Source organism: Cellulomonas oligotrophica (genome assembly GCF_013409875.1).
Classification (GTDB): Bacteria; Actinomycetota; Actinomycetes; order Actinomycetales; family Cellulomonadaceae; genus Cellulomonas; species Cellulomonas oligotrophica.
Window position 1 is genome coordinate 2244498 of the sequence record NZ_JACCBK010000001.1, and the last position, 21466, is coordinate 2265963.

At 75.8% G+C, this 21466-nt stretch carries 21 protein-coding genes; 10 read left to right on the plus strand and 11 right to left on the minus strand.

Going from position 1 to position 21466, the window contains the following annotated elements; genetic code table 11:
- The first annotated feature begins 116 nt into the window (after positions 1-116).
- The 3 genes from BKA21_RS10130 to aroD all read left to right on the plus strand — a co-directional run bounded on the left by BKA21_RS10130 (position 117) and on the right by aroD (position 3138).
- Positions 117-1589 carry a phytoene desaturase family protein gene (locus BKA21_RS10130; RefSeq protein ID WP_140458080.1) on the plus strand — a complete coding sequence of 491 codons (1473 nt, stop codon included), beginning with the start codon at positions 117-119 and terminating at the stop codon, positions 1587-1589.
- Positions 1590-1741: 152 nt separating this feature from the next.
- Positions 1742-2344, plus strand: coding sequence for an ATP-binding protein (locus BKA21_RS10135; RefSeq protein ID WP_203793477.1), 603 nt, complete (start codon positions 1742-1744; stop codon positions 2342-2344).
- Positions 2341-3138 (plus strand): type I 3-dehydroquinate dehydratase, encoded by a 798-nt coding sequence (gene aroD / locus BKA21_RS10140; protein ID WP_140458081.1) that lies wholly within the window; start codon positions 2341-2343, stop codon positions 3136-3138. Before BKA21_RS10135 ends, aroD begins: the two co-directional genes overlap by 4 nt.
- 10 nt (positions 3139-3148) lie before the next feature.
- Here aroD and BKA21_RS10145 read toward each other — a convergent pair whose 3' ends face one another.
- Positions 3149-3856, minus strand: a complete 708-nt coding sequence (locus BKA21_RS10145; protein ID WP_140458082.1) for a PadR family transcriptional regulator — start codon at positions 3854-3856, stop codon at positions 3149-3151.
- 211 nt (positions 3857-4067) lie between these two features.
- On the opposite strand from BKA21_RS10145, the gene BKA21_RS10150 reads away from it, so the two are divergent.
- The 3 genes from BKA21_RS10150 to BKA21_RS10160 all read left to right on the plus strand — a co-directional run bounded on the left by BKA21_RS10150 (position 4068) and on the right by BKA21_RS10160 (position 9262).
- Positions 4068-5606, plus strand: a complete 1539-nt coding sequence (locus BKA21_RS10150) for a sigma-70 family RNA polymerase sigma factor (RefSeq protein ID WP_140458083.1) — start codon at positions 4068-4070, stop codon at positions 5604-5606.
- A 475-nt stretch (positions 5607-6081) separates the two neighbouring features.
- Complete coding sequence (locus BKA21_RS10155) at positions 6082-7596, plus strand: glycoside hydrolase family 10 protein (RefSeq protein WP_140458084.1); 1515 nt, start codon at positions 6082-6084, stop codon at positions 7594-7596.
- A gap of 67 nt (positions 7597-7663) precedes the next feature.
- Positions 7664-9262: a non-reducing end alpha-L-arabinofuranosidase family hydrolase gene (locus tag BKA21_RS10160; RefSeq protein WP_140458085.1), complete on the plus strand. Its 1599-nt coding sequence runs from the start codon at positions 7664-7666 to the stop codon at positions 9260-9262.
- Between the two features lie 80 nt (positions 9263-9342).
- On the opposite strand, the gene BKA21_RS10165 is transcribed toward BKA21_RS10160, so the two are convergent.
- Positions 9343-10656, minus strand: a complete 1314-nt coding sequence (locus BKA21_RS10165) for an AI-2E family transporter (protein WP_239072865.1) — start codon at positions 10654-10656, stop codon at positions 9343-9345.
- Positions 10657-10770: 114 nt separating this feature from the next.
- Between BKA21_RS10165 and BKA21_RS10170 the strand changes: the two genes are divergently transcribed.
- Positions 10771-11319 carry a GNAT family N-acetyltransferase gene (locus BKA21_RS10170; RefSeq protein WP_140458086.1) on the plus strand — a complete coding sequence of 183 codons (549 nt, stop codon included), beginning with the start codon at positions 10771-10773 and terminating at the stop codon, positions 11317-11319.
- 30 nt (positions 11320-11349) lie between these two features.
- Here the strand turns inward: BKA21_RS10170 and BKA21_RS10175 are convergent, their stop codons facing one another.
- Together BKA21_RS10175 and BKA21_RS10180 are read right to left on the minus strand one after the other, a co-directional pair.
- The gene (locus tag BKA21_RS10175; protein WP_170208943.1) at positions 11350-11919 is read right to left on the minus strand and encodes an ArsR/SmtB family transcription factor; all 570 of its coding nucleotides are present in this window, start codon (positions 11917-11919) and stop codon (positions 11350-11352) included.
- A 26-nt stretch (positions 11920-11945) separates the two neighbouring features.
- Positions 11946-12095: a hypothetical protein gene (locus tag BKA21_RS10180; protein ID WP_160158456.1), complete on the minus strand. Its 150-nt coding sequence runs from the start codon at positions 12093-12095 to the stop codon at positions 11946-11948.
- A 145-nt stretch (positions 12096-12240) separates the two neighbouring features.
- Between BKA21_RS10180 and BKA21_RS10185 the strand changes: the two genes are divergently transcribed.
- Positions 12241-12915 (plus strand): LysE family transporter, encoded by a 675-nt coding sequence (locus BKA21_RS10185; protein ID WP_170208944.1) that lies wholly within the window; start codon positions 12241-12243, stop codon positions 12913-12915.
- Between the two features lie 16 nt (positions 12916-12931).
- Here the strand turns inward: BKA21_RS10185 and BKA21_RS10190 are convergent, their stop codons facing one another.
- From BKA21_RS10190 to BKA21_RS10205, 4 genes are all read right to left on the minus strand, one after another.
- Positions 12932-13567, minus strand: a complete 636-nt coding sequence (locus BKA21_RS10190; RefSeq protein ID WP_140458089.1) for a GntR family transcriptional regulator — start codon at positions 13565-13567, stop codon at positions 12932-12934.
- Positions 13564-14481, minus strand: coding sequence for a DMT family transporter (locus tag BKA21_RS10195; protein ID WP_140458090.1), 918 nt, complete (start codon positions 14479-14481; stop codon positions 13564-13566). Before BKA21_RS10195 ends, BKA21_RS10190 begins: the two co-directional genes overlap by 4 nt.
- A gap of 41 nt (positions 14482-14522) precedes the next feature.
- A complete protein-coding gene (locus BKA21_RS10200) occupies positions 14523-15056 on the minus strand; it encodes a Dps family protein (protein ID WP_140458091.1) in 534 nt (177 codons plus the stop codon).
- Between the two features lie 134 nt (positions 15057-15190).
- The gene (locus BKA21_RS10205) at positions 15191-15775 is read right to left on the minus strand and encodes a TIGR03086 family metal-binding protein (protein ID WP_140458092.1); all 585 of its coding nucleotides are present in this window, start codon (positions 15773-15775) and stop codon (positions 15191-15193) included.
- 35 nt (positions 15776-15810) lie between these two features.
- On the opposite strand from BKA21_RS10205, the gene BKA21_RS10210 reads away from it, so the two are divergent.
- On the plus strand, positions 15811-16674 hold the full coding sequence (locus BKA21_RS10210; RefSeq protein WP_140458093.1) for a helix-turn-helix domain-containing protein: 864 nt from the start codon (positions 15811-15813) through the stop codon (positions 16672-16674).
- Positions 16675-16714: 40 nt separating this feature from the next.
- Here BKA21_RS10210 and BKA21_RS10215 read toward each other — a convergent pair whose 3' ends face one another.
- Complete coding sequence (locus BKA21_RS10215; protein WP_140458094.1) at positions 16715-17014, minus strand: hypothetical protein; 300 nt, start codon at positions 17012-17014, stop codon at positions 16715-16717.
- A 323-nt stretch (positions 17015-17337) separates the two neighbouring features.
- Here BKA21_RS10215 and BKA21_RS10220 point away from each other — a divergent pair, with 323 nt between their 5' ends.
- Positions 17338-18471: a 6-phosphofructokinase gene (locus BKA21_RS10220; RefSeq protein WP_140458095.1), complete on the plus strand. Its 1134-nt coding sequence runs from the start codon at positions 17338-17340 to the stop codon at positions 18469-18471.
- Between the two features lie 57 nt (positions 18472-18528).
- Here the strand turns inward: BKA21_RS10220 and BKA21_RS10225 are convergent, their stop codons facing one another.
- The gene (locus BKA21_RS10225; RefSeq protein ID WP_170208945.1) at positions 18529-19116 is read right to left on the minus strand and encodes a hypothetical protein; all 588 of its coding nucleotides are present in this window, start codon (positions 19114-19116) and stop codon (positions 18529-18531) included.
- Between the two features lie 390 nt (positions 19117-19506).
- The gene (locus BKA21_RS10230; RefSeq protein ID WP_140458096.1) at positions 19507-21309 is read right to left on the minus strand and encodes a carbohydrate-binding module family 20 domain-containing protein; all 1803 of its coding nucleotides are present in this window, start codon (positions 21307-21309) and stop codon (positions 19507-19509) included.
- Between the last annotated feature and the right edge of the window lie 157 nt (positions 21310-21466).

A 21466-nucleotide genomic window follows, 5' to 3' on the forward strand; every position in this document is an offset into this window, starting at 1 on the left:
CACCCGCCTCCGTGCCCGGACGACGCGGCGGTGGTCCGACGGGACGGCGAGCACGGCGGCGGGGCGGCACGGGGTGGGGCAGGGTGGGGCCGGGGCGGACCGACGGGAGGAGCACGGTGGGCGCACCGGTGGACGTGGTGGTGGTCGGGTCGGGGCCCAACGGGCTCGCGGCGGCGGTGACGTGCGCCCGCGCCGGGCTGGGGGTGCTCGTGCTGGAGGAGCAGCCCACCGCGGGTGGCGGCGCACGCACGCTCGACCTGGGCCTCGCGGACGGGGTGGTGCACGACGTCTGCTCGGCGGTGCACCCGCTGGCGTGGGCGTCGCCGTTCTTCCAGGAGTTCGACCTGCCGGCCCGGGGCGTCGAGCTGCTCACCCCGCCGGCGCAGTACGCGCACCCGCTGCCCGGCGGCCGCGCGGGGGTCGCCTACCGCGACCTCGCCCGGACCGTCGAGCACCTCGGCGTCGACGGCCGGGCGTGGCAGCGCCTGCTCGGTCCGCTCGTGCGCGACGCCGGCACCCTCGTCGCACTGGCCCTGGGCGACAAGCGGAGCGTCCCCGCGGGCGTGCTGCCCCGCGGGGTGCCCACGGCGCTGCACCTGGCGCGCGGCGTCCTCGAGCAGGGCACCGCGCTGTGGTCGCACCGGTTCGTCGACGACGTCGCCCCCGCGCTGCTGACCGGCGTGGGCGCGCACGCGATCAGCCGCCTGCCGTCGCCCGCCGCCGCGGGCACGGCGCTGCTGCTGGCGTCGCTCGCGCACGCCGGCGAGGGCTGGCCCGTGCCGCGCGGCGGCTCGGGGGCGATCGTCGCGGCGCTGCGTGCCGACCTCGAGGCGCACGGCGGCCGGGTGCTCACGGACCGGCCGGTGCGCCGGTGGGTGGACCTGCCGCCGGCCCGCTGCGTCCTGCTCAGCACGGGCGCCGGTGCCGCCGCGGACCTGCTGGGCGACCGGCTGCCCGCGCGCACCGCCCGGGCGCTGCGCCGGTTCCGGCACGGGGACGGCGCCGCGAAGGTCGACCTCGTGCTGTCCGGGCCGGTGCCGTGGCGGGCGCCGGAGGTCGGCCTGGCGGGGACCGTCCACCTCGGCGGCACCCGGGCGCAGCTCGTCGCGGCCGAGGCCGACGTCGCCGCGGGGCGGCACGCACCGGCCCCCGTGGTGCTGGTCAGCGACCCCTCCGTCGCCGACCCGGGCCGCGTCGTCGGCGGGCTGCGGCCCCTCTGGACGTACGCGCACGTGCCCGCGGGGTCCGACGTCGACGTCACCGAGCAGGTGCTGGCACAGCTGGAGCGCGCGGCACCGGGCGTGCGGGACCTCGTCGTGGCGTCCCGCTGCATCCCGGCGTCGCGGATGGCCGAGCACGACGCGAACTACGTCGGCGGCGACATCTCGGCGGGTGCGGTGGACCTGCGCCAGATCGTCGTGCGCCCCACGGCGGCCCCGGACCCCTACCGCCTCGCCGAGGGCGTGTACCTGTGCTCGTCCGCGACGCCGCCGGGTCCGGGGGTGCACGGGATGCCCGGCTGGTTCGCGGCCCGACGCGCCCTGCGGCAGGTGTTCGACGTCGGCACCGCCCCGCGTCTGGCACCATGACCCGCGGCGGTTCCTCCGGGTGAACGTCCGTCCAGACCAGGGGCGGCGGACCATGGCCTGTGGTGCGATCACACCCGGACGCCTACCGTCGTGAGGAGAGCCGTGGGCACCGGGCCCGCGGCACCTGCGCAGACCCGGACGGGGGACGGCACGTGACGGACGACTCGCGGACGGCCCCGGCACCCGTCGCGCCGCCCGCCCCCGCCACCATGGCCCCGCCCGAGCCGACGGTCCAGGACCCGACGACGGACCCCGAGGCGGGCACGAGCGCCCCGGCCCAGCTGCCCCCGGACGACCCGACAGTCCCCTCGCCCCGTGGCCGGCTCCTGCCCGCCGCCCGCCCCCCGGAACAGTTCGTCGCGGTGCGCCGGTGGGTCCTCGCGGGCGCCGCCGAGCTGCGCGCCCTGCGCGGCGAGCTCCGCGAGCAGCTCGCGGCGGCGACGTCCGACGGCACGCGCACGCTGGGCGACATCGAGGAGAAGGTCGTCCTCGTCGCGTCCGAGCTGGCGACGAACGCCCTCGCGCACGGCGAGCCCCCCACCCAGGTGCGGCTGTGGCAGCACGGCCACGACTTCCTGCTCGACGTCACGGACTCCGACCTGACGCACCACCCGCACCTGGCCGAGGGCCGCGGGCCGGGCGAGGGCGGGTTCGGCCTGCAGATCGCCCGCCGCCTGTCCCTCGACGTCGGCTGGTACACCGAGTCCGGCCTCAAGCACGTGTGGGCGACGTTCTCCGGGCCCCGGCGGCGGTGAGCACCCCCACCCTGACGCTGCGCTCGGTCACGCTCGGCGCCGGCCGGCCGGCCGTGTGCGTCCCCGTCGTCGAGCGGACGCCCGCGGACGCGGCCCGGGTGACGGCCGCGCTCCCGGCGGGCGCCGCCGACGTCGTCGAGCTGCGCCTCGACCACCTGACGGGCAGCGCGACGGACCCCGACGTCGCCGTGCGGGCCGTCGCCGGCGTACGGGCCGCGCTGCCGCACGGCACGCCCCTGCTCGCCACGTTCCGCACGGTCCGGGAGGGCGGCGTGCAGCCCGCCGACGAGGACGCCTACGCCACCCTCGTGCGGGCCGTGCTCGCGGGCGGGCAGGCCGACGCCGTCGACGTCGAGCTCGCCGCCGCGCACCGCGCCGACCTGGTCCGGCGGGCCCACGACGCGGGCGCCGCCGTCGTCCTCTCGCACCACGACTTCGCCGCGACGCCCCCGCGCGCACGGCTGCTGGCGCTGCTGCGCGAGCAGGCCGCGGCGGGCGCCGACCTGTGCAAGATCGCGGTGATGCCGCACGACGTGGACGACGTCCTCGCGCTGCTCGGCGCGACCGCGGACTTCGCGCGCGCCGCCGACCGACCGGCGGCGACCATGGCCATGGGCGGGTTGGGCGTCGTCACGCGCCTGGCCGGCGAGGTCGTCGGCTCGGCGCTGACCTTCGGGTCCGTGGGCTCGGCGAGCGCGCCCGGGCAGGTCGACGCGACCGCCCTGCACGGTGTGCTCGCGCTGGTGCACGGCGCCCTGGTGGCCGACGCCCCTCCCCCGTCCGACCCGGTCTGAGCGGGCCCGCTCACTCCTCGCCGAGCATCCGGTACAGCTCGCGGCGCAGCGCGTCGACCTGGGCGACCGCACGGGCCCGCTGGTCCGTGGACCCCTCGGCCTGCACCTGCCGGAGCACGCCGAAGAGCTTGCCGGACGCGGCGAGCAGCTCGCCGTGCTCTTCCCAGCGCTGCGCGGCCGGGCCCCACGCGGCCTCGAGCTCGTCGGGGTGCTCGGCGACGTACGCGCGGCCGGCGTCGGTCAGCGCGTGGTCGGTGCGGGGGCTGGTCGGGTCGACGGGCGCGACGAGGCCCTCGTCGGTCAGCTGCTGGAGCGTGGGGTAGACCGAGCCGGGGCTGGGCCGCCACACCCCGCCGGTGCGCTCGGCGATGCCCTTGATCAGGCCGTACCCGTTGGACGGCCCGTCGGCGAGCAGCGCCAGGATCGCGGCCCGGACGTCGCCCCGGCGCGCCCGTCCGCGACCGCGCGGCCCGTGCGGACCGCCGTGGCCGGGTCCGCCGCCCATCGGTCCGAAGCCCGGTCCGGAGCCGGGCCCGAAGCCGGGGCCTCGCCCGCGGCCCGGGCCGCCCCGGTGCGGACCGTCGTGGCCGCCGCGGCCGTGCCCGTGCCCGCCGCGCGGGTCCCCGTCGGCAGGTCCGTCGTCGCCGGGCCGGGGGCCGCGCCGGGGCCGGCGGGCGCCGTCGCCGCCGAGCAGGTGTCGCAGGTCGTTCGCCCTCATGGGAGACATCCTCTCGTCACGAACGCACCCTCGTGATGCGTTCCGATATATCGGTACCGTACGCCTGCGGCGCCGGAAGTGCCACCACCGGAGCCAGAGCACCCGCCACCGGCCCCGAGGCGCCCGCACCCGTGGGCTAGAGTCCCGCGCGGACCGGCCGTTCGACCGCCGGCGCCGGCGGGACCGATCGGACAGGGCGGAGCAGGCCGCGATGACGACGAGCGACACAGCCACCGTGCAGCTCGTCGTCGTGGCGCAGGGGGGCGACGACGAGGCGCTCGACCGGCTCGTGGCCGAGCACCTCCCGCTGGTCTACGGCATCGTCGCCCGGGCGCTGGGCGGGCACGCGGACGTCGACGACGTCGTGCAGGACACCTTCGTGCGAGCGGTCCGCGAGCTGCCGCGGCTGCGGCGGCCGGAGTCGTTCCGGTCGTGGCTGGTCGCGATCACGGTCCGCCAGGTCGCGAGCCACCACCGGCGGCGCCGGACCGCGCTCGACACCCTGGCCCCGATGCCCGAGGCCGACGCCGTCCCGGCGGACGACGACGTCGAGGGAGACGTCGTCGGCCGCCTGCACCTGGCGCAGCAGCGGCGCGAGCTGCTGGCCGCGACGCGCTGGCTCGACGACGGCGCGCGCACCCTGCTCGCCCTGTGGGTGCAGGAGGAGGCGGGCGGGCTCACCCGCTCGGAGGTCGCGGACGCCGCGGGCGCGAGCGGGGCGCACCTGCGGGTGCGGCGCCAGCGCGTGCGCCAGCAGCTCGTCGTCGCGCGCGACGTGGTCGCCGCGCTGGAGGCGACGCCGCGGTGCACGGAGCTCGACGGCCTCCTGGCCCGGTGGGACGGCCGCCCGGCGCCGGTGTGGCGCAAGCGGATCCACCGCCACGCGCGCGGCTGCCCGGTGTGCCTGGCCACGAGCGCCGGGCGGACGTCTCCCGACCGGCTGCTCGCCGGGCTCGCACCGGTGGTCGTCCCGGCGGCCCTGGCCGCGCGGCTGGGCGCCGAGGGTGCGACCGCCGCCCAGGTCGCCGCCACGTCGGGCGCGGCGGCCTCGGCCGCCGAGCCGGCCGCCTCGCTGCTGGGCCGCCTCGCGCAGCTCGTGGCGGCGCACCCGGCCGCCAGCACCGCCACCGGTGCGCTGGTCGTCGCCGGCGTGGTGGTCCCGCAGGTGGTCGAGCCGGCACCCGAGCCGCCGCCCGTCGTCGTCGAGGCGCCGACACCCACCGCGACGCCCGCGCCGGTGCCGCGGACCTCCGCACCCGCGGCACCGCCGACGCCGTCCCCGACCCCTTCCCCGTCGCCCGAGCCGACCGGGCTGGTGCCCGCGGGGACGTGGTGGCTGGAGTCGGTGCAGAGCCCCGGCCTCTTCCTCGTCGACGCGGGCGAGGCCGTGGCGCTGCAGCCCGTCCCGGCGTCCGACGCCGCGACCCGCGAGGCCGCGACCTTCGTCGCCGGACCCGGCCTGGCGGACCCGGAGTGCACGACGTTCACCGCGCCCGACGGCCAGCACCTGCGCCACCGCGAGCTGCAGCTGCGGGTGGAGCCCTCCGACGGCACCGAGCTCTTCCGGCAGGACGCGACGTTCTGCCCCGAGCCGGGCTCCGCGGACGGCACCGTGACGCTGCGGACCAGCAACTACGAGTACCTCGTGGTGCACGTGCGCGACGACGGCGTCTGGGTCGACGTGCCCGACGCGCAGGAGGAGGCCGCCGGCGAGGCGTCCTTCGTGCTGCGCCCGGTCCCCGCCCCCTGACGGGGCCCACCGGAACCGCCCCGCAGTTTTCGTTACGCCCTCCCCCTCCTGCGCGTCTCCTCCTCGGGGGACGAGCCGTGCGCGGCTCGGACCACCGGCCCCCGAGGACGAGCACGGCAGGAGCACGCAGCAGGAGAGCACCCGGACGAGGCGCCACGCGCACCGCGATCGTCGCGACGAGCACCGCTCGGCGCGCCGCGCCCTCGCCGATCTTTGAACCATGCAGCACCGCAACGCCGGCCCGACAATGGGCGCGGCGGCATTTTTGCATTCGCATAAAAAGCCCTACTGACCTGCGCGGATGCATTCCATGAGACTTCTGCAACGAAGCGTTTGTGGCACGTGCGGATCGTCTAGCGTCATTCGCGACAACCCCGGGCCGCCCCGTCCGGGCGCACATCGTCTGCGCCCTGCCGCCGGCTCGTCGGACACCTGATGACTCATCAGGACCCGTGTCACGGATGAGAGGAACGACATGTCCACCAGCACGTCACGGTCCGCCCGAGGCGCCCTCGGGCGACGCCGGAAGATCACCGGTGCGCTCGCCACGGTGGCGCTCGCCGCCACCCTGCTCTCGGTCGCCGGCCCCGCCCAGGCGGCCACCACCCTCGACGCCTCGGCGGCGGCCAAGGGCCGCTACTTCGGGGCGGCCATCGCGGCGAACAAGCTCAGCGACCCGGTCTACACCGGCATCCTCAACCGCGAGTTCGACTCCGTCACGGCGGAGAACGAGATGAAGTGGGACGCGACCGAGCCCCGCCAGGGCCAGTTCACCTACACGGCCGGCGACCGGATCGTGAACCACGCCCGCGCCAACGGCATGAAGGTCCGCGGGCACGCGCTGCTGTGGCACTCGCAGGAGCCGTCGTGGGCGCAGAGCATGTCCGGCACCGCGCTGCGCAGCGCGATGATGAACCACGTCACCAAGGTCGCGACGTACTACAAGGGCAAGATCCACAGCTGGGACGTCGTCAACGAGGCGTTCGCCGACGGGAACTCCGGCGCCCGTCGTGACTCGAACCTGCAGCGCACCGGCAACGACTGGATCGAGGCCGCGTTCCGCGCCGCCCGCGCCGCCGACCCGGCCGCGAAGCTCTGCTACAACGACTACAACACCGACTCGATCAACCCGAAGTCGACGGCCGTGTACAACATGGTCAAGGACTTCAAGGCCCGTGGCGTCCCGATCGACTGCGTCGGCTTCCAGTCGCACTTCGGCACCACGATCCCCAGCGACTACAAGGCCAACCTGCAGCGGTTCGCCGCCCTGGGCGTCGACGTGCAGATCACCGAGCTCGACATCGAGCAGGGCTCCAACCAGGCCAACGCGTACAAGCAGGCCACCGAGGCCTGCCTGGCCGTGAGCCGCTGCACCGGCATCACGGTGTGGGGCATCCGCGACTCGGACTCGTGGCGGACCGGCAAGAACCCGCTGCTGTTCGACTCCTCGGGCAACAAGAAGGCCGCGTACACCGCGGTCCTGAACGCCCTCAACGCGGGCGGCACCACGACCCCCACGCCGACGCCCACGACGCCGGCCCCCGGCACGGGCGCGGTCGACACCTCGGCCTGGTACGTGCTGGTCAACCGCGGCAGCGGCAAGGCGCTCGACGTCTACAACCTGGCCACCAACGACGGCGCCAAGATCGTCCAGTGGTCGCGCAACAACGGCACCCAGCAGCAGTGGCAGTTCGTCAGCTCCGGTGACGGCTACTACCGCCTGAAGTCGCGCCTGTCGGGCAAGGTCCTCGACGTCACCAACTTCTCGACGGCCGACAGCGCCGCGGTCAGCCAGTACACGGACCGCAACCAGACCAACCAGCAGTGGCGCCTGACCACGCTGTCCAGCGGGCACGTCACCCTCGTGAACCGCAACAGCACCAAGGCCCTCGAGGTCATGGGCGCGTCGACCGCCGACGGCGGAGCCGTCGTCCAGTACCAGAACTGGGGCGGCGCCAACCAGCAGTGGCAGCTGGTCAAGGTCGGCTGACCCCCGCCGGGTGCCGGCCGCGAGGGGCGGCCGGCACCCGGCACCCGCACCCTTCGAGGAGACGACGATGAGTTCAGCAGGGAGCAGGTCCCGCCCGCCGCGGTTCCACGCGGGCCGCGTGTCGCGGCGGTTCGTGGCCGCGGTGGCGGTGACGACGGTGGCGGTCGTGGGCGCCGTGGGGCTCGTGCGGGCGCAGGACGCCTCGGCCGCCACGGTCGACACGTCCGCGTCGTACGTGCTGGTCAACCGGGCCAGCGGCAAGGCCCTCGACGTGTACAACCTGGCGACGAACGACGGCGCCAAGATCGTGCAGTGGTCGCGCAACGACGGCGCGCAGCAGCAGTGGCAGTTCGTGGACTCCGGCGGCGGCTACTACCGGCTGAAGTCGCGGCTGTCGGGCAAGGTCCTCGACGTCCTGAACTTCTCGACCGCCAACGGCGCCGCGATCACCCAGTACACGGACCGCAACCAGACCAACCAGCAGTTCCGGCTGGTCGACACGAGCAACGGCTACGTGACGCTGCAGAACCGGAACTCCGGCAAGGCGCTGGAGGTCCAGGGCGCGTCGACCGCCGACGGCGGCGCGGTCGTGCAGTACGACAGCTGGGGCGGCACCAACCAGCAGTGGCAGCTCGTCCGCGTCGGCACGGCAACGAGCCCGGCCCCGACGCCGTCCCCGTCGGCCTCGGCCTCCGCGCCGACGGCCACCGGCTCGCTCCCGTCGAGCTTCCGCTGGAGCTCCAGCGGCGTCCTCGCGGGCCCGAAGCCCGACGCCACCCACCCCGCGGTCGCGGTCAAGGACTTCTCCGTGATCCGCTACCAGGACAAGTGGCACGTCTACGCCACGACGGCCAGCAGCAAGGGCTGGGGACTGGTGCACTACGCGTTCAGCGACTGGTCGCAGGCGTCGTCCGCGACGCACACGTACCTGGACCGCTCGGGCATCGGGGCCGGCTACCGCGCCGCTCCCCAGGTGTTCTACTTCGCGCCGCAGGACCTGTGGTACATGGTCTACCAGACCGGTCCGCCGACCTACTCCACGACGAAGAACCCCGCCGACCCGCTGTCGTGGTCCGCGCCGAAGAAGTTCATCGCCAACGAGCCCGCGATCGTGTCGCAGAACAAGGGCAACGGCACGTGGATCGACTTCTGGAACATCTGCGACGCGCAGAGCTGCTACCTGTTCTTCAGCGACGACAACGGCCACACGTACCGGGCCCAGACGACGCTGGCGAACTTCCCGAACGGCTTCGGCAACGTCCAGATCATCATGACCGACAAGCCGAACAACAACTTCGAGGGCGCCAACGTCTACAAGGTCGCCGGGAAGAACCAGTACCTGATGATCGTGGAGGCGATCGGCTCCACCGGCCGCCGCTACTTCCGGTCCTGGACGGCGACGAGTCTGACGGGCGCGTGGACACCGCTCGCGGCCACGGAGTCCAACCCGTTCGCGGGCCGCGCCAACGTGACCTTCCCCGAGGGCACGTGGACGCAGGACATCAGCCACGGCGAGCTCGTGCGGTCCGGCAACGACCAGACGCTGCCGATCAGCCCGTGCCGGCTGCAGTACGTCTACCAGGGGCAGAGCCCGTCCGCCTCGGGCGACTACCTGCTCCTGCCCTGGCGGATGGGTCTGCTCACGCAGACGAACTCCACCTGCTGACGCCTTCCCCCGCAGCGGACGAGCCCGCCCCGACCTCCACGGTCGGGGCGGGCTCGTGCGTCCTGCGGCGGTCGGCCCGCTCAGCGCTGCTCGTCCGTGCGGCGACGCTCGACCTCGTCGGCCGCGGCACGCGCCTTGCCGGCATCACCGCGCTCGCGCGGCGGCCCGTCACCCACGGGGTCCTGGAACATGTGGGACTGGACCAGCTCGTGCCGCTGGACGTAGGTGTTGGCGACGGCCTGGATCGTCGCCGCGACCGGCAGGGCCAGGAACGCGCCGAGCGCACCGAACACGGCGCCGAAGGCGAGCACGACGACGAACGACACCGCCGGGTTCATCTCCAGGGCCCGCGCGGAGATCTTCGGCGACAGCCACAGGTTCTCGACCTGCTGGTACGCGACGATGAAGACCAGGACGGCCACCGCCTGCGGCACGCCCTGCGAGGTCAGCGCCACGACGATGGGCAGCGCGCCACCGAGGTACGTGCCGATCGTGGGCACGAACTGCGAGGTCAGACCGACGAAGACCGCGAGCGGCACGGAGTACGGGGTGCCGAGCACGGCGAGGAATGCGAACGTCGCGACCGTCGAGATCGCGGCCAGGACGATGCGGGTGTTGATGAAGTCGGAGACCTTGACCTGCGTGATCTCCCACAGCCGCAGCACCTCCTGCTGCCGGTTCGGGGTGAGCCAGCGGCAGATCGACGCCCGGAACCGCGGCCCCGCGGCCAGCAGGTAGTACGTGACCAGGCCGATGGTCAGCGACGCGAAGACGGCGCCCAGCACGCTCGACCCGATGGCCAGCGCCTGGCCGGCGACCTCGGACCCCCACTCCTCGGCGGCCTGCTGCAGCAGGTCCTCGACGCGCGGCACCTCGACGCCGAACCGGTCGCGCACCATCCCCTGCACGCTCGCGTACGCGTCGGGGACGTTGCGGATGAGCTGGACGAGCTGCTGCACGAACAGGTTGCCGAACAGTGCGAGCACCACGACGACGGCGACGAGGCCGCCGAGCAGCGCGACGGCCGCGGCCGCCCCGCGCCTCCAGCCGTGCCGGACCAGCCAGACGACGATCGGCTCGAGCGCGAGGGCGATGAACGCGGCGATGAGCAGGTTGACGAGCAGGCCCTGCAGCGCGGCGACCGCGCCCCACGCCCACACGCCGACGAACACGGCCGCGACGGCCATGGCCAGCCCCTTGCCCCACCAGCGCGGCGGGCGGCGGGCGTCGTGCTGCAGGGGACGGGTCCCCTCGTCGCCCGGTGCGGCGGGGGCGCCGATCATCGGGGCGGGTGCCGGGGCGTCGTCGACGGCGGTGCCCGTCGCGCCCGGGGTGGCCGGCCGGTCGGTCGGCTCGGCGGCCGGTCGGGGCTGGGGGTCGTCCTGCGGCGTCACGTGGTCCTCCTCGCGCGGGCCGGTCCTCGACCGGTGCGCCCACCCTAGGACCGGCGCCCGCACCGCCGGTGGAGGCGGGCCCGTGCCGCGCCCGGGGCGGCTACCCTGCCGCCCATGAGCAGCCCCGCAGGCCACGAGCCCGTCGTGGTGCGCGACGCCACGACCGCCGACGCGGCCGCGTGCGCCGCGATCTACGCGCCGTACGTCGAGGGCACGACCGTGTCGTTCGAGGTCGAGCCACCGGGCGTCGAGGAGATGGCCCGGCGCCTGGAGGCGGCGCTCGCGACCCACGCGTTCCTCGTCGTGGAGGTCGACGGCGCGACGGTCGGCTACGCGTACGCGGGCCCGTACGCGGCGCGCTCGGCGTACCGCTGGGCGTGCGAGACCAGCGTGTACCTCGCCCCCGCGGCCCGCGGGCGCGGGATCGGCCGGCTGCTGTACACGGCGCTGCTGGACCGCCTGACCGAGCGGGGCTTCCGGCAGGTCGTCGCGGGGTACACGCTGCCGAACCCCGCGAGCGCGGGACTGCACGCGTCGCTGGGCTTCGAGCCGGCGGGCACGTTCCGGGCGGTGGGCTGGAAGCTCGGGGCGTGGCGGGACGTGACGAAGGTGCAGCGTGCGCTGGGCCCCGGTGCGGGGGTGCCGCCGGCGGACGCCTCCTGACCCGCACCCGGCGCCGGGGCCCGCGGTGCGTCAGCCGTGCTCGGGGTGGGCGGCGGCGAACAGGCGGGCCGGGCGGGCGCCGGGCGGGCGGAGCGCGGGGTCGTCGGACCGGCCGGCGAAGCGTTCGGTGAGGGTCTCGACGGCCCGGCACAGCTCCGCGAGCTCGTCCCGGGTGGCCCAGAACCGGGCTGTGGTGAGGGTGGTCGCGCTGACCCAGTCGGCGTCGTAGTCCTCGGGGTGCGCGAAGTGGTCGACGAGGCGGGCGGCCTCGCGCTGGACGACGAGCGCCGCGACGGCGGCGACGCCGGCCACCGAGGCGGGGTCCTGCACGTCGGCCTGCATGCGGCGCTGGGCGTGCGCGGCGCGCCACGGCTTCTGGCGCCCCCGGGGTGTCGCGCGCTCGACGTAGCCGGCCTTCTCGAGCTGGCGCAGGTGGAACGAGCAGTTGGCGACGGTCTGCCCGGTGCGGGCGGCGACGTCGCTGGCCGTGAGCTCGCCGTCGTCGTCGAGCAGCTCGAGGATCTCGACGCGCAGCGGGTGGGCGAGCGCGCGGAGCACCGCGGGGTCGGAGGTCTGCAGGGTGCGGGCGGCGTCGCTCACGGTCGGGCGCTCCTCGGGGGTGGGTGTCAGAACGGGCGGTGGCGGAGCTGGGCCTCGGCGGCGAGCCGGTCGCGGCGGAGGGCGTCGCGCTCGGCGACGGGGTCGAAGCCGGGTCGGCGGTCGGTGGTGCGGTCGGTGGTGCGAGCGGTGCGGGTGCGGCGCGGCGGGCGGTGCATGGCGGTCCCCTCTCGTCCTGGCCGTCGGTGCGGCGGCAGGACCGACACTAGACGTGCAACACCCCTTGCGCAAGGGATATTGCGCAAGGGGTGTTGCGACTGCATTGCGCGTGACTCGTACCCGCCCGGGCGCCATCCTCGTGCCGTGCCCGATCTCGCCCCCGCCGTCCTTGCCGGGCTGCTCGCCGGATGGGCGATCGCCGTGCCCGTCGGCGCCGTCAGCGTGATGATCGTGCTGCTCGGCGCGCGGCACGGGTGGCGCACGGGGTGCGCGGGCGGGCTCGGGGCCGCGGTCGTCGACGGCGCGTACGCGACCGTCGCGGTGGTGGCCGGCGCCGCGCTGGCCCCGGTGCTGGTGCAGGCCGGTGACGCCGTCCGGTGGGTCGCGGCGGCCGTCCTCGTCGTCGTGGCGGCGCTGCTCCTGCGCTCCCCCGCAGCCGACGCCGCCGACCCGTCCACCCCGGCGGACGGCGCACCCGCCGCACCGGGCGCCGCCCCCTCGGCCGGCGTCGCGACCCGCGCCATGACGCCGGCGCGGGCGTTCTGGCTCGTCCTGGGCGCGACGGTCGTCAACCCCACGACGGTCGTCTACTTCGTGGCCCTGACCACGGGGTCGGCGGCGACGACGCTGACGACGGGTGGGCAGCGCGCGGCGTTCGCCGTCGGCGCCCTGGTCGCGTCGGCGGCGTGGCAGCTCGTGCTCGGCACGGCCGGCGGATGGGGCGGCGGTCTGCTGACAGGGCCCCGCGGGCGGCGGTGGACGGGCCTCGTGGGTGCGGCCGTGGTCCTGGTGCTCGCCGTCCGGACCGCGCTGGGCTGACGGTGGCCGGCAGCGGTCAGCGGCCGGTGCGCAGCAGCGCCGCCAGGTGCGTGAGGTGCTCGCGCACGGCCGCCGGCCCTCGGCGCTGGACGTCGGCGAGGTACGCGGCGTGCTCGGCGACCAGCGCCGGCACGTCGTAGTGGCGGCGCGCGTGCAGCAGGAGCAGGTGCATCTCGGCGGTGAGCGCCTGGTACGCCTGGGTGATCCGCGGCGAGCCCGCGGCCTCGACCAGCGCGACGTGCACCTGGGCGTGGGCGCGCTCGACGGCGGGCCAGTCGTCGGGGTCCGTCGCGCCGAGCGCGTCGACCGCCGCGCCCAGCACCTGCGTCACGGTCGACGGCCAGCCGTCCGGGTGCCGGGCGGCGAGCAGCCGCACGGCCTCGCACTCGAGCGCGGCCCGCAGGTCCTGCAGGGCGCGCACGTCGTCGTCGTCGAGCCGGGCGACGCGGGCACCGCGGAACTCCTCGTAGGTGACCAGGCGCTCCGCGACGAGCACCGCCAGCGCGGACCGCACCGTGTGCCGGGAGACCCCGTGCGCGGCGGCGAGCGCCTCCTCGCGCAGCGGCGTGCCGGGCGCGAGGCGGCCGGCCAGCACGTCGGCACGGACGGCCTCGGCGACCGCGCGGGCCGACGTGGCGCGCCCGGCGCTCACGCGACCGTCCCGGCGACGGCGGGCAGCGGAGCCCGGCGGCGCGCCCCCAGCGCGAGCACCACCAGCCCGGCGGCGAGGACGCCCAGGCCGAGCACCGACGCCACGGACAGCCGCTCGCCGAGCACCGCGAGGCCCAGGACGGTGGCCGTGAGCGGCTCCGCGAGGGTGAGCGTGGCCACGGTCGGCGCCGCCAGCCGGGCCAGGCCGTAGCCGAAGAGCACGTAGGCGCCGGTGGTGGTGACGAGCCCGAGCCACAGCACCGTCACCAGGCCGTCGGCCAGCCAGGACGTGTCCCCCGCGGCGAGCACGCCTACGCTCACCACGCCCGCCGCGCCGAACATCGCCCCCATGCTGCTGGTGGCGTCCCAGCCCTGGTCGATGAGCGCCTTGCCGGCGAGGGTGTAGGCGGCGTACGCGGTGCCGGCGCCCAGCGACGCGAGGACCCCGACGGGGTCGACCGCGCCCACGGCGGCAGCCCCTCCCCCGCCGAGCCCGAGCACCGCGACCCCGGCGGTGGCGAGCGCGGTGGCGAGCATCCACGAGGCCCCGGGACGCTCGCGGCGCAGCGCCCAGGCGAGCAGCCCCGTGATCACGGGGGCCGCACCGAGCGCGACGACGGTGCCGACGGCGACGCCGTTGCGGGCCGTGCCGACGAAGAACGCGGGCTGGTACGCGAGCACCCCGAGCGCACCGACGACGACCGCGGCCGCCCGGGCGGCCGCCGGGACGGGCACCGGGACGACCGGCGGCCGGCGTCGGGCGAGGACCAGCGCGACGGCACCGAGCGCGAGCCCGCCGACCGCGATCCGGGCGGCGCCGAGCGCGAAGGCGGGCGCGTCGGGGCCCAGGGCCTGGGCGGTGCCGGTCGTGCCGAAGCAGACGGCGGCGAGGAGGACCGCGAGGACGGGGCGCACGACGCGATTGTTACACAATCATGCCGTGCGCCGGTCCCCGGTCACTCGACGGGGTCGGGGGTGCGGTTCTCCGCGGCGAGCATCCACGCGAGCTTCTCGAGCTCGGCGATCGCCGCGTGCAGCAGGTCGGCCGACGTCGGGTCCTCCTGGTCGACGTCGTCGTGCACCCGCCGCATCGTCTGCACCGTGCGCTCGACCGCCGCCGTCACGAGGTCCACCGTCTGCCGCGTCGACACCTCCCCCGCCGGGTACGGCGCCACCGTCGTGGTCTGCGCGACCGTCGCGGTGCGCCCGTCGGGCACGAAGTGCAGGGCACGCATGCGCTCGGCCACCACGTCCGCGTGCTCGCGCGCCTCCTCGACGATCTCGTCCAGGTGCAGGTGCGTGTCACGGAAGTTCGGGCCGACCACGTTCCAGTGCGCCTGCTTGCCCAGGTTCGCCAGCTCGACGAGGTCGGCCAGCACGGCCTGCAGGTGGTCGCCCAGCCGGGTCGAGGCGGTGAAGCCGTTCTCGGCGTTCTGCAGGTCGGTCGGCACGTCGACGGGGACGTCGGGACGGTCGGTGGTGCTGGTCACGGCTACCTCCTGGTCGTGGGCTCGGCCGGGGTCGTCCCGGCACCCGCCCACGCCCGGCCGCCGGCCCCGCGTCCTTCCGACGGTAGGCCCGTCCGCGCGCTCCCGCACGGCGGGGACGCGGCCCGCGGGCCGCCTCAGGCGGGAACCGTGGCGCGCCGGCCGAGCGCGGCCAGCGCGCGGGTCTGGCGGTCGGCGTCCGCGGGGACGTCGAGCGGCGCGGCGCACACGCCCTCGCCGTACAGGTGCTCGCCCATCGCCGTCACCATGCCCTCGAGGACGTCGAGGTCCGCGTCGGTGAAGACGTGCGACCGGCCGTCGGCGGCGGCCACGTCCCACCGGTGCGCGACCATGTCGAAGCCGTAGAAGAGGTGCAGCGTGGCGCCGAGGGTCGTGGGGCCGGTGAAGCCGTCGTAGCCGCGCTCGGCGAACGCCGGGTCGGCGAGCAGCTCCTGCACGGCCGCGGCGTGCGCGCGCCACGCGGCCGCCGGGTCGTCGAGGTCCGGCCGGGGCCCGAGGTCGACGCCGTGACCGGCGAGGAAGTCGCGCTGGGTGTCGAGGACGTGCGCGACGACGTCGCGCCCGGTCCAGCCGTCGCACGGGGACGGGGCGTCCCAGGCGGCGGGTCGCACGGCGTCGAGCACGGCCTGCAGACCGGCGGAGCGGTCGGCGTACGCGGCGCGGACGGCCTGCGGCGTGGGGGCGGGTGCGGTTCCGGTCATGGCAGGCACGCTAGGCGGGTGGCAGGAGGTGCGCCTTGAACGAACCCGACACGGCGACGGCCCGGCGGCACGACGACGTCGAGCGCGCGCACCTCGTCGACCCCGCGGACCGCACGTACCGGATCGGCCGGTGGTCCCCCGACGACGACCTGCGCGACCTCGTGCGCCGCTACTGGGTGCCGACCTGGTCGGTGCCCGCGGGGCAGGAGGCCGAGCAGCGGGTCCTGCAGCACCCCGCGTGCCTGCTCGTCGTGGCGGACTCGTACGCGCGGCTGTACGGCGTGACGCCCGGGCTCTCGACGACGACGCTGCGCGGCACGGGGTGGGCGGTCGGCGTGATGCTGCGGCCCGCGGCGGGCGCGCTGCTGCTCGGCGGCCCCCTGACCGCGTGGGCCGGGCGGCACGCGCCGCTCGTGGACGCGCTGGCCGCGACCGCCCCGCGTCCCGAGCTCGAGGCGTGCGTCGCCGACGTGCGGGCCACGATGACGCCCGACCCGACCGACCCCGTGCACCAGCACGCGGCGACGGACCTGGTCGGGGACCTGCTGCGCCGGTGGCTGCCGGTCGACGACGAGGGCCTGCTCGTCAACGCCGTGGTCGCTACGGTCGAGGACGACCCGGGGATCGTCCGGGTCGCGCAGCTGTGCGAGCGGTTCGGCACGGCGGAGCGCACGCTCCAGCGCCTCGTCCGCCGCCGCCTGGGCATCACGCCGCGGTGGCTCGTGCAGCGTCGCCGCCTGCACGAGGCGGCCGGCGCGCTGCGCGAGCGCACCACGACGCTCGCCGACGTCGCGGCCCGGCTGGGCTACGCGGACGAGGCGCACCTCTCGCGGGACTTCCGCCGGGTCACGGGCATGACGCCGGGCGCCTTCTCCGCGCGGTTCGGCGGGCGCACCTGAGGCCCGACCCGGCGCCGCGCACCGGGACGACCGGCCGGTGCTACGCCGCGCCCGTGGCGCCGCGCCGTGGCACGGCGGCACGACCCGCGGTGCGCGTCGGCACGCCGACGCGGGCGCGCTCGACCCGTTCGAGCTGACGTCCGTAGCTGTCGACCGCGGCGCGGTGCGCGGCCTCGGCGCCCTGCAGCGTGCGCAGGGCGAGCAGCTCGGAGTAGCTGCCGGCGCCCTGGTGGCGCTCGACCTCCGACCGTGCGAGGTCGACCGCAGACGCGGTCCGTGCGACCTCCTGGAGCAGCGACGCCAGCACCGGATCGGTCTGCGTCTCGTACCTCGTGTCCACCCGAACCCCCCCGAGCGAGCCGGTCGCGGGCGTCGTCGCCCGGTGCCGGACGCGGACGGCACCGCCCGCGCACGACCACGGTAGCCCCGTCGGGCGCGCCCGGCACAGGGGCGGCGGGCGGGAAGCACCCGTCCGCCACGACGGTCGCCCGGGGCCACGGTCCCGCACGATCATGCGCCTGGCGGGCGTCCCGGGACGCGCGACGCGCCGCGCCCCGCGCCCCGCGTCCGCCGGGTCGCGCGTTGTGCCAGGTGGGGCGCGTGCACGAGAGTGTGGGCGAACAGGTCGGCGCACGCCGGCGCTCGGAGCAGCGGAGGCGCACGATGGCACGCACGACGACCCGCAAGGTGGGCATCCTCACCGCCGGCGGGGACAGCCCCGGCCTCAACGCGGCGATCCGCGGGTTCGGCAAGACCGCGATCGGGCACTACGGCATGGAGCTGTTCGGCTTCCGCGACGGCATCACCGGCCTGGTCGAGAACCGGTACGTCGAGCTCGACGGCAAGGCCCTGTCCGGCATCCTCACCGTCGGCGGCACGATCCTCGGCACGAGCCGGGACAAGGTGCACCGATTCCCGGTCGACGGCGAGCCGCAGGACATGGTGCCGACCGTCGTCGAGAACTACCGCGCGCTGGGCCTGGACGCCCTGATCATGCTGGGCGGCGGCGGCACGGCGAAGAACGCCAAGCGGCTGCTCGACGCCGGGCTCAACGTGGTGCACCTGCCCAAGACCATCGACAACGACATCGCCGAGACCGACACGTCGTTCGGCTTCGCGACCGCCACGGAGATCGCGACGGACGCGGTGGACCGGGTGCACTCCACGGCGCACAGCCACCACCGGATCATCCTCACGGAGATCATGGGGCACCGCGCCGGCTGGCTGACCCTGGCCGCGGGGATCGCCGGCGGCGCCGACATCGTGCTCATCCCCGAGATCCCGTACACGGTCGAGTCGGTGGCGGAGACGATCAAGGCCCGCACCGCGCGCGGCAGCTCGTTCTCCGTGATCGCCGTGGCCGAGGGCGCCCGCGACGTGGACGACACCTCCGACTACCAGGCCGCGCAGCTGCTGGTGAAGGCCGCCAAGACGCCCGAGGCCAAGCGCGCCGCCAAGGCGCACCTCGCGCACGTCGAGGACGCCCAGCGCGAGCACTCGTTCCGGCTCGCCCGCGAGCTCGAGGCCGCCACCGGCCTGGAGTCGCGCGTGACGATCCTCGGCTACGTGCAGCGCGGCGGCACCCCCTGCGCCGCCGACCGCCTGCTCGCCACCCGCCTGGGCGCGGCCGCCGCCGACCTGGTCGCCCGCGGGGAGTTCGGCGTCATGGTCGCCGCCCGGGGCGAGAGCACCGAGGCCGTGCCGCTCGAGGACGTCGCCGGCAGGGTCAAGCTCGTCCCCCTGGACCACGCGTGGATCCAGGCCGCCCGGCAGGTCGGCACGGGCCTGGGCGACTGACGGCGCCCGCACCGGCTGCGGGCCGGGTCGAGACGTGCGCGCCCGGCCCTACCGGCGTCAGTCCTCCGTGGCGTCCAGCAGGACCCACGCGGACGGGTCGGCCTGGCCGTCGATGAACGTGCGCGCCGCGGTCAGGGCCTCGCCGCGGGAGCGGGTGGGCTCGGCCACGTCGAGCGCGACGTAGTACGGGCCGGCGGGGTCCGTGCCGTGGTAGGCGACGACCGCCTGCACGCCGGTGCCGTCGTTGATGCGGGCGACGGCCTCGCGGGCGGCGGCCTCGAGCACGCCGTTCACGTCGGGGCGGTCGCCGACCTCCTCCTCCGCGGCGAGCAGCGGCGCGAGGACGTCGTCGAGGACCTCCTCCGGGAGCGGCTCGCCGTCGACGACGAGGACCTCGCGGCCGTCGCGCAGGACGAAGGCGTGCTCGCCGGGGCCGGACGCGTCGACGCGGGTGACGGCGTCGACCTCCTCGGCCGTGGGCGCGACCGTGACGGGCGCCTCGGTCGAGCTCTGCGTGTGCTGGGCGACCGTGGGCTGCCGGTCGGACCCCTGGGCGACGGCGTCGCCGCCGCAGGCGGTCAGGGTCAGGGTCGCCAGGGCGACCGCGGCCGCGGTGGCGGCCTTGGTCACGCTCGTCGTTCGCATCTCGTGGACATCCTCGCTCGTGGCCTGTGCTGGTCGTGGGCGCACGCCGAGGACCTCGTCCCACGGGGGACGAGGCACGACGGTGGGCGCTCACGGGGTCGGCGACGGCGGACCGTCGCACGGCGGCGCCGTGCCCGCCCGTGGGGCGGTGCGGTGGCGCCGGGCCGGCGGACCGTGGTCCGACGGCAGCCCGTGGACGTTACATCGGCGCGAGCCGCGCAGCACGCGAGGTCAGGGGCACGTGACGGACGTCATGCACCCGGTCGGAGCAGCCGGGAGGGGTTCGTCGCGCCCGCTGGGACCTCCGTCCCTGAGGGGCGACGTGGAGCGCCCGGTCGCGGTCGCCGTGCAGGGGCGGCCGCGACCGGGCGGATCCGGCGGACGCGCAGGTCAGCCGCGCCAGGTGTCGTTCAGCGTGAGGCGCCCGGACGCGGGCACCGTGACCACCCGGTTGGCCCCCGTCTCCCAGGTCACGCCGCCCGAGCCGTCGATGCGGACGTACTTGTACTCCACCCGGGTGCCCGGCGGGAGCGTGACGGCCCCCCGCCAGACGGGGTAGGTGGAGGCGGAGAGCGCGACCCCGGACGCGGGCGCCCACGAGCCGAGCGCGGGCTGGTCGCCGACCGCGTAGATGTTCTGGCCCCAGGTGGTGGTGGCGTTCACGGCGAACGTCAGGCCGGTGGTGCCGGTGGCCGTCGGGGTCGGCGTGGGTGTGGGGGTCGCGCCGCTGCGGGCGTCGACGTGCAGCGCGAGCGCGCCGTACGCCGGCACGGAGGCGGTGAAGCGTCCGCCGGAGACGGCGACGGTGCGCGTGCACGCGCCGGAGGCGACGACGTCGCAGTAGGTGCCGTCGGGCAGCGACGTCGTGTACGTGCGGCTCTGCGCGGACGCGGTGTTGTTGAGCACCACGTGCCCCTTCGCGCCGCGGCCGAACGCGACGAGGTTGCCCCCGTCGTCCCACCAGTTCGTCAGGCCGGTGCCGGCGACGGCGTTGTGGAAGCCGACCATGCCGCGCACCTCGGTCATGCGGTGCGTGCACGTCCACTGGCTGTTCGCGCAGCTCGCGTCGGGGACCGTCGTCGACGTGGCACCGGGGGCGCCCGCGTCCTTGTCGGTGAACCGGTAGCCGGTGTAGACCGACGGCGAGCCGTACGGGTACGCGAGCATGAACGTGTTGGCCAGGACGTACTTGGCACCCCACGCGTAGGTCATGGTCTCGCCGTTGCGCTCGGTGTCGTGGTTGTCGACGAAGACGCCGGCCTGCGCGGACGGCAGCAGGCCGTCGCCGACGGTCCGCAGGTCCTTGATGCTGCCGTCGAAGCGCTCCTTGAGCCGGCGCGCGTAGTCGAACTCGTGCACGTCGCCGCTGCCCACGTACTCGGCGGGGCGGATCGGCTCGCCCGCGGCGCCGATGACCTCCTGCACCCAGTAGACGTCCGGGCGCGAGAGCCGCTGCTTGATCGCCGCGAGGTCGGCGGCGGGCATGTGCTTGGCCGCGTCGATGCGGAACCCGTCGACGCCCAGGCCGATGAGGTCGTTGAGGTAGGCCGCGATCTTGCCGCGGACGTAGTCCGAACCGGTGCGCAGGTCCTGCAGGGAGACCAGGCGGCAGTTCTGCACCTGGTACCGGTCGCCGTAGTTCGTGATGTTGGTGCGGCAGTCGTTGAAGTCGTTCGGCCCGTACGGCACGCCGGGGAAGGAGTCGACGCCGAAGGCCGTGCCGGCCACACCCGTGCCCGACCCGCGGTCCGCGCCGGTGGTGTGGTTGATGACGGCGTCGGCGATGACGCCCACGCCGGCCGCGTCGCAGGCGGCGTTCATCGCGGCGAACTCCGCGCGCGTGCCCAGCTTGGAGTCCACCCGGTAGCTGACCGGCTGGTACGACGTCCACCACTGCGAGCCGGTGACGTGCTCCTGCGGCGGCGAGACCTGCACGTACCCGAACCCGGCGTCGCCGATGGTCGCGCACTCGGCGGCCACGGCGTCCCAGGTCCACTGGAACATGTTGAGGACCACGTCCCCGTCGCCGTTGACGGGTGCCGAGGCCCTGCTGCGGTCGGCGGTGACGACGCCGACGAGACCGGCGAGGACGGTCGCGAGCGCCGCGAGCGCGGCGATCACAGGGGTGCTGCGGCGGGTGCCGCGGGGTGCGGCGAGCGCCCCGGGGCGCGGTGGTGCGTGGTGCGACGTCATCGTCGGCTCCCTCTCGGTGGCTGGTCGCAGACGCCCCGCGTGCACCCGTCGGCGCCGTCCCCACGTCGGGACTGCAAGGCTTCTCTGCAAGTTCTCAGCGCGCGTGCACGCAACGTACCAACCCGTGCGCCCCGCGTCGAGGGGGCGGTGTGACGGC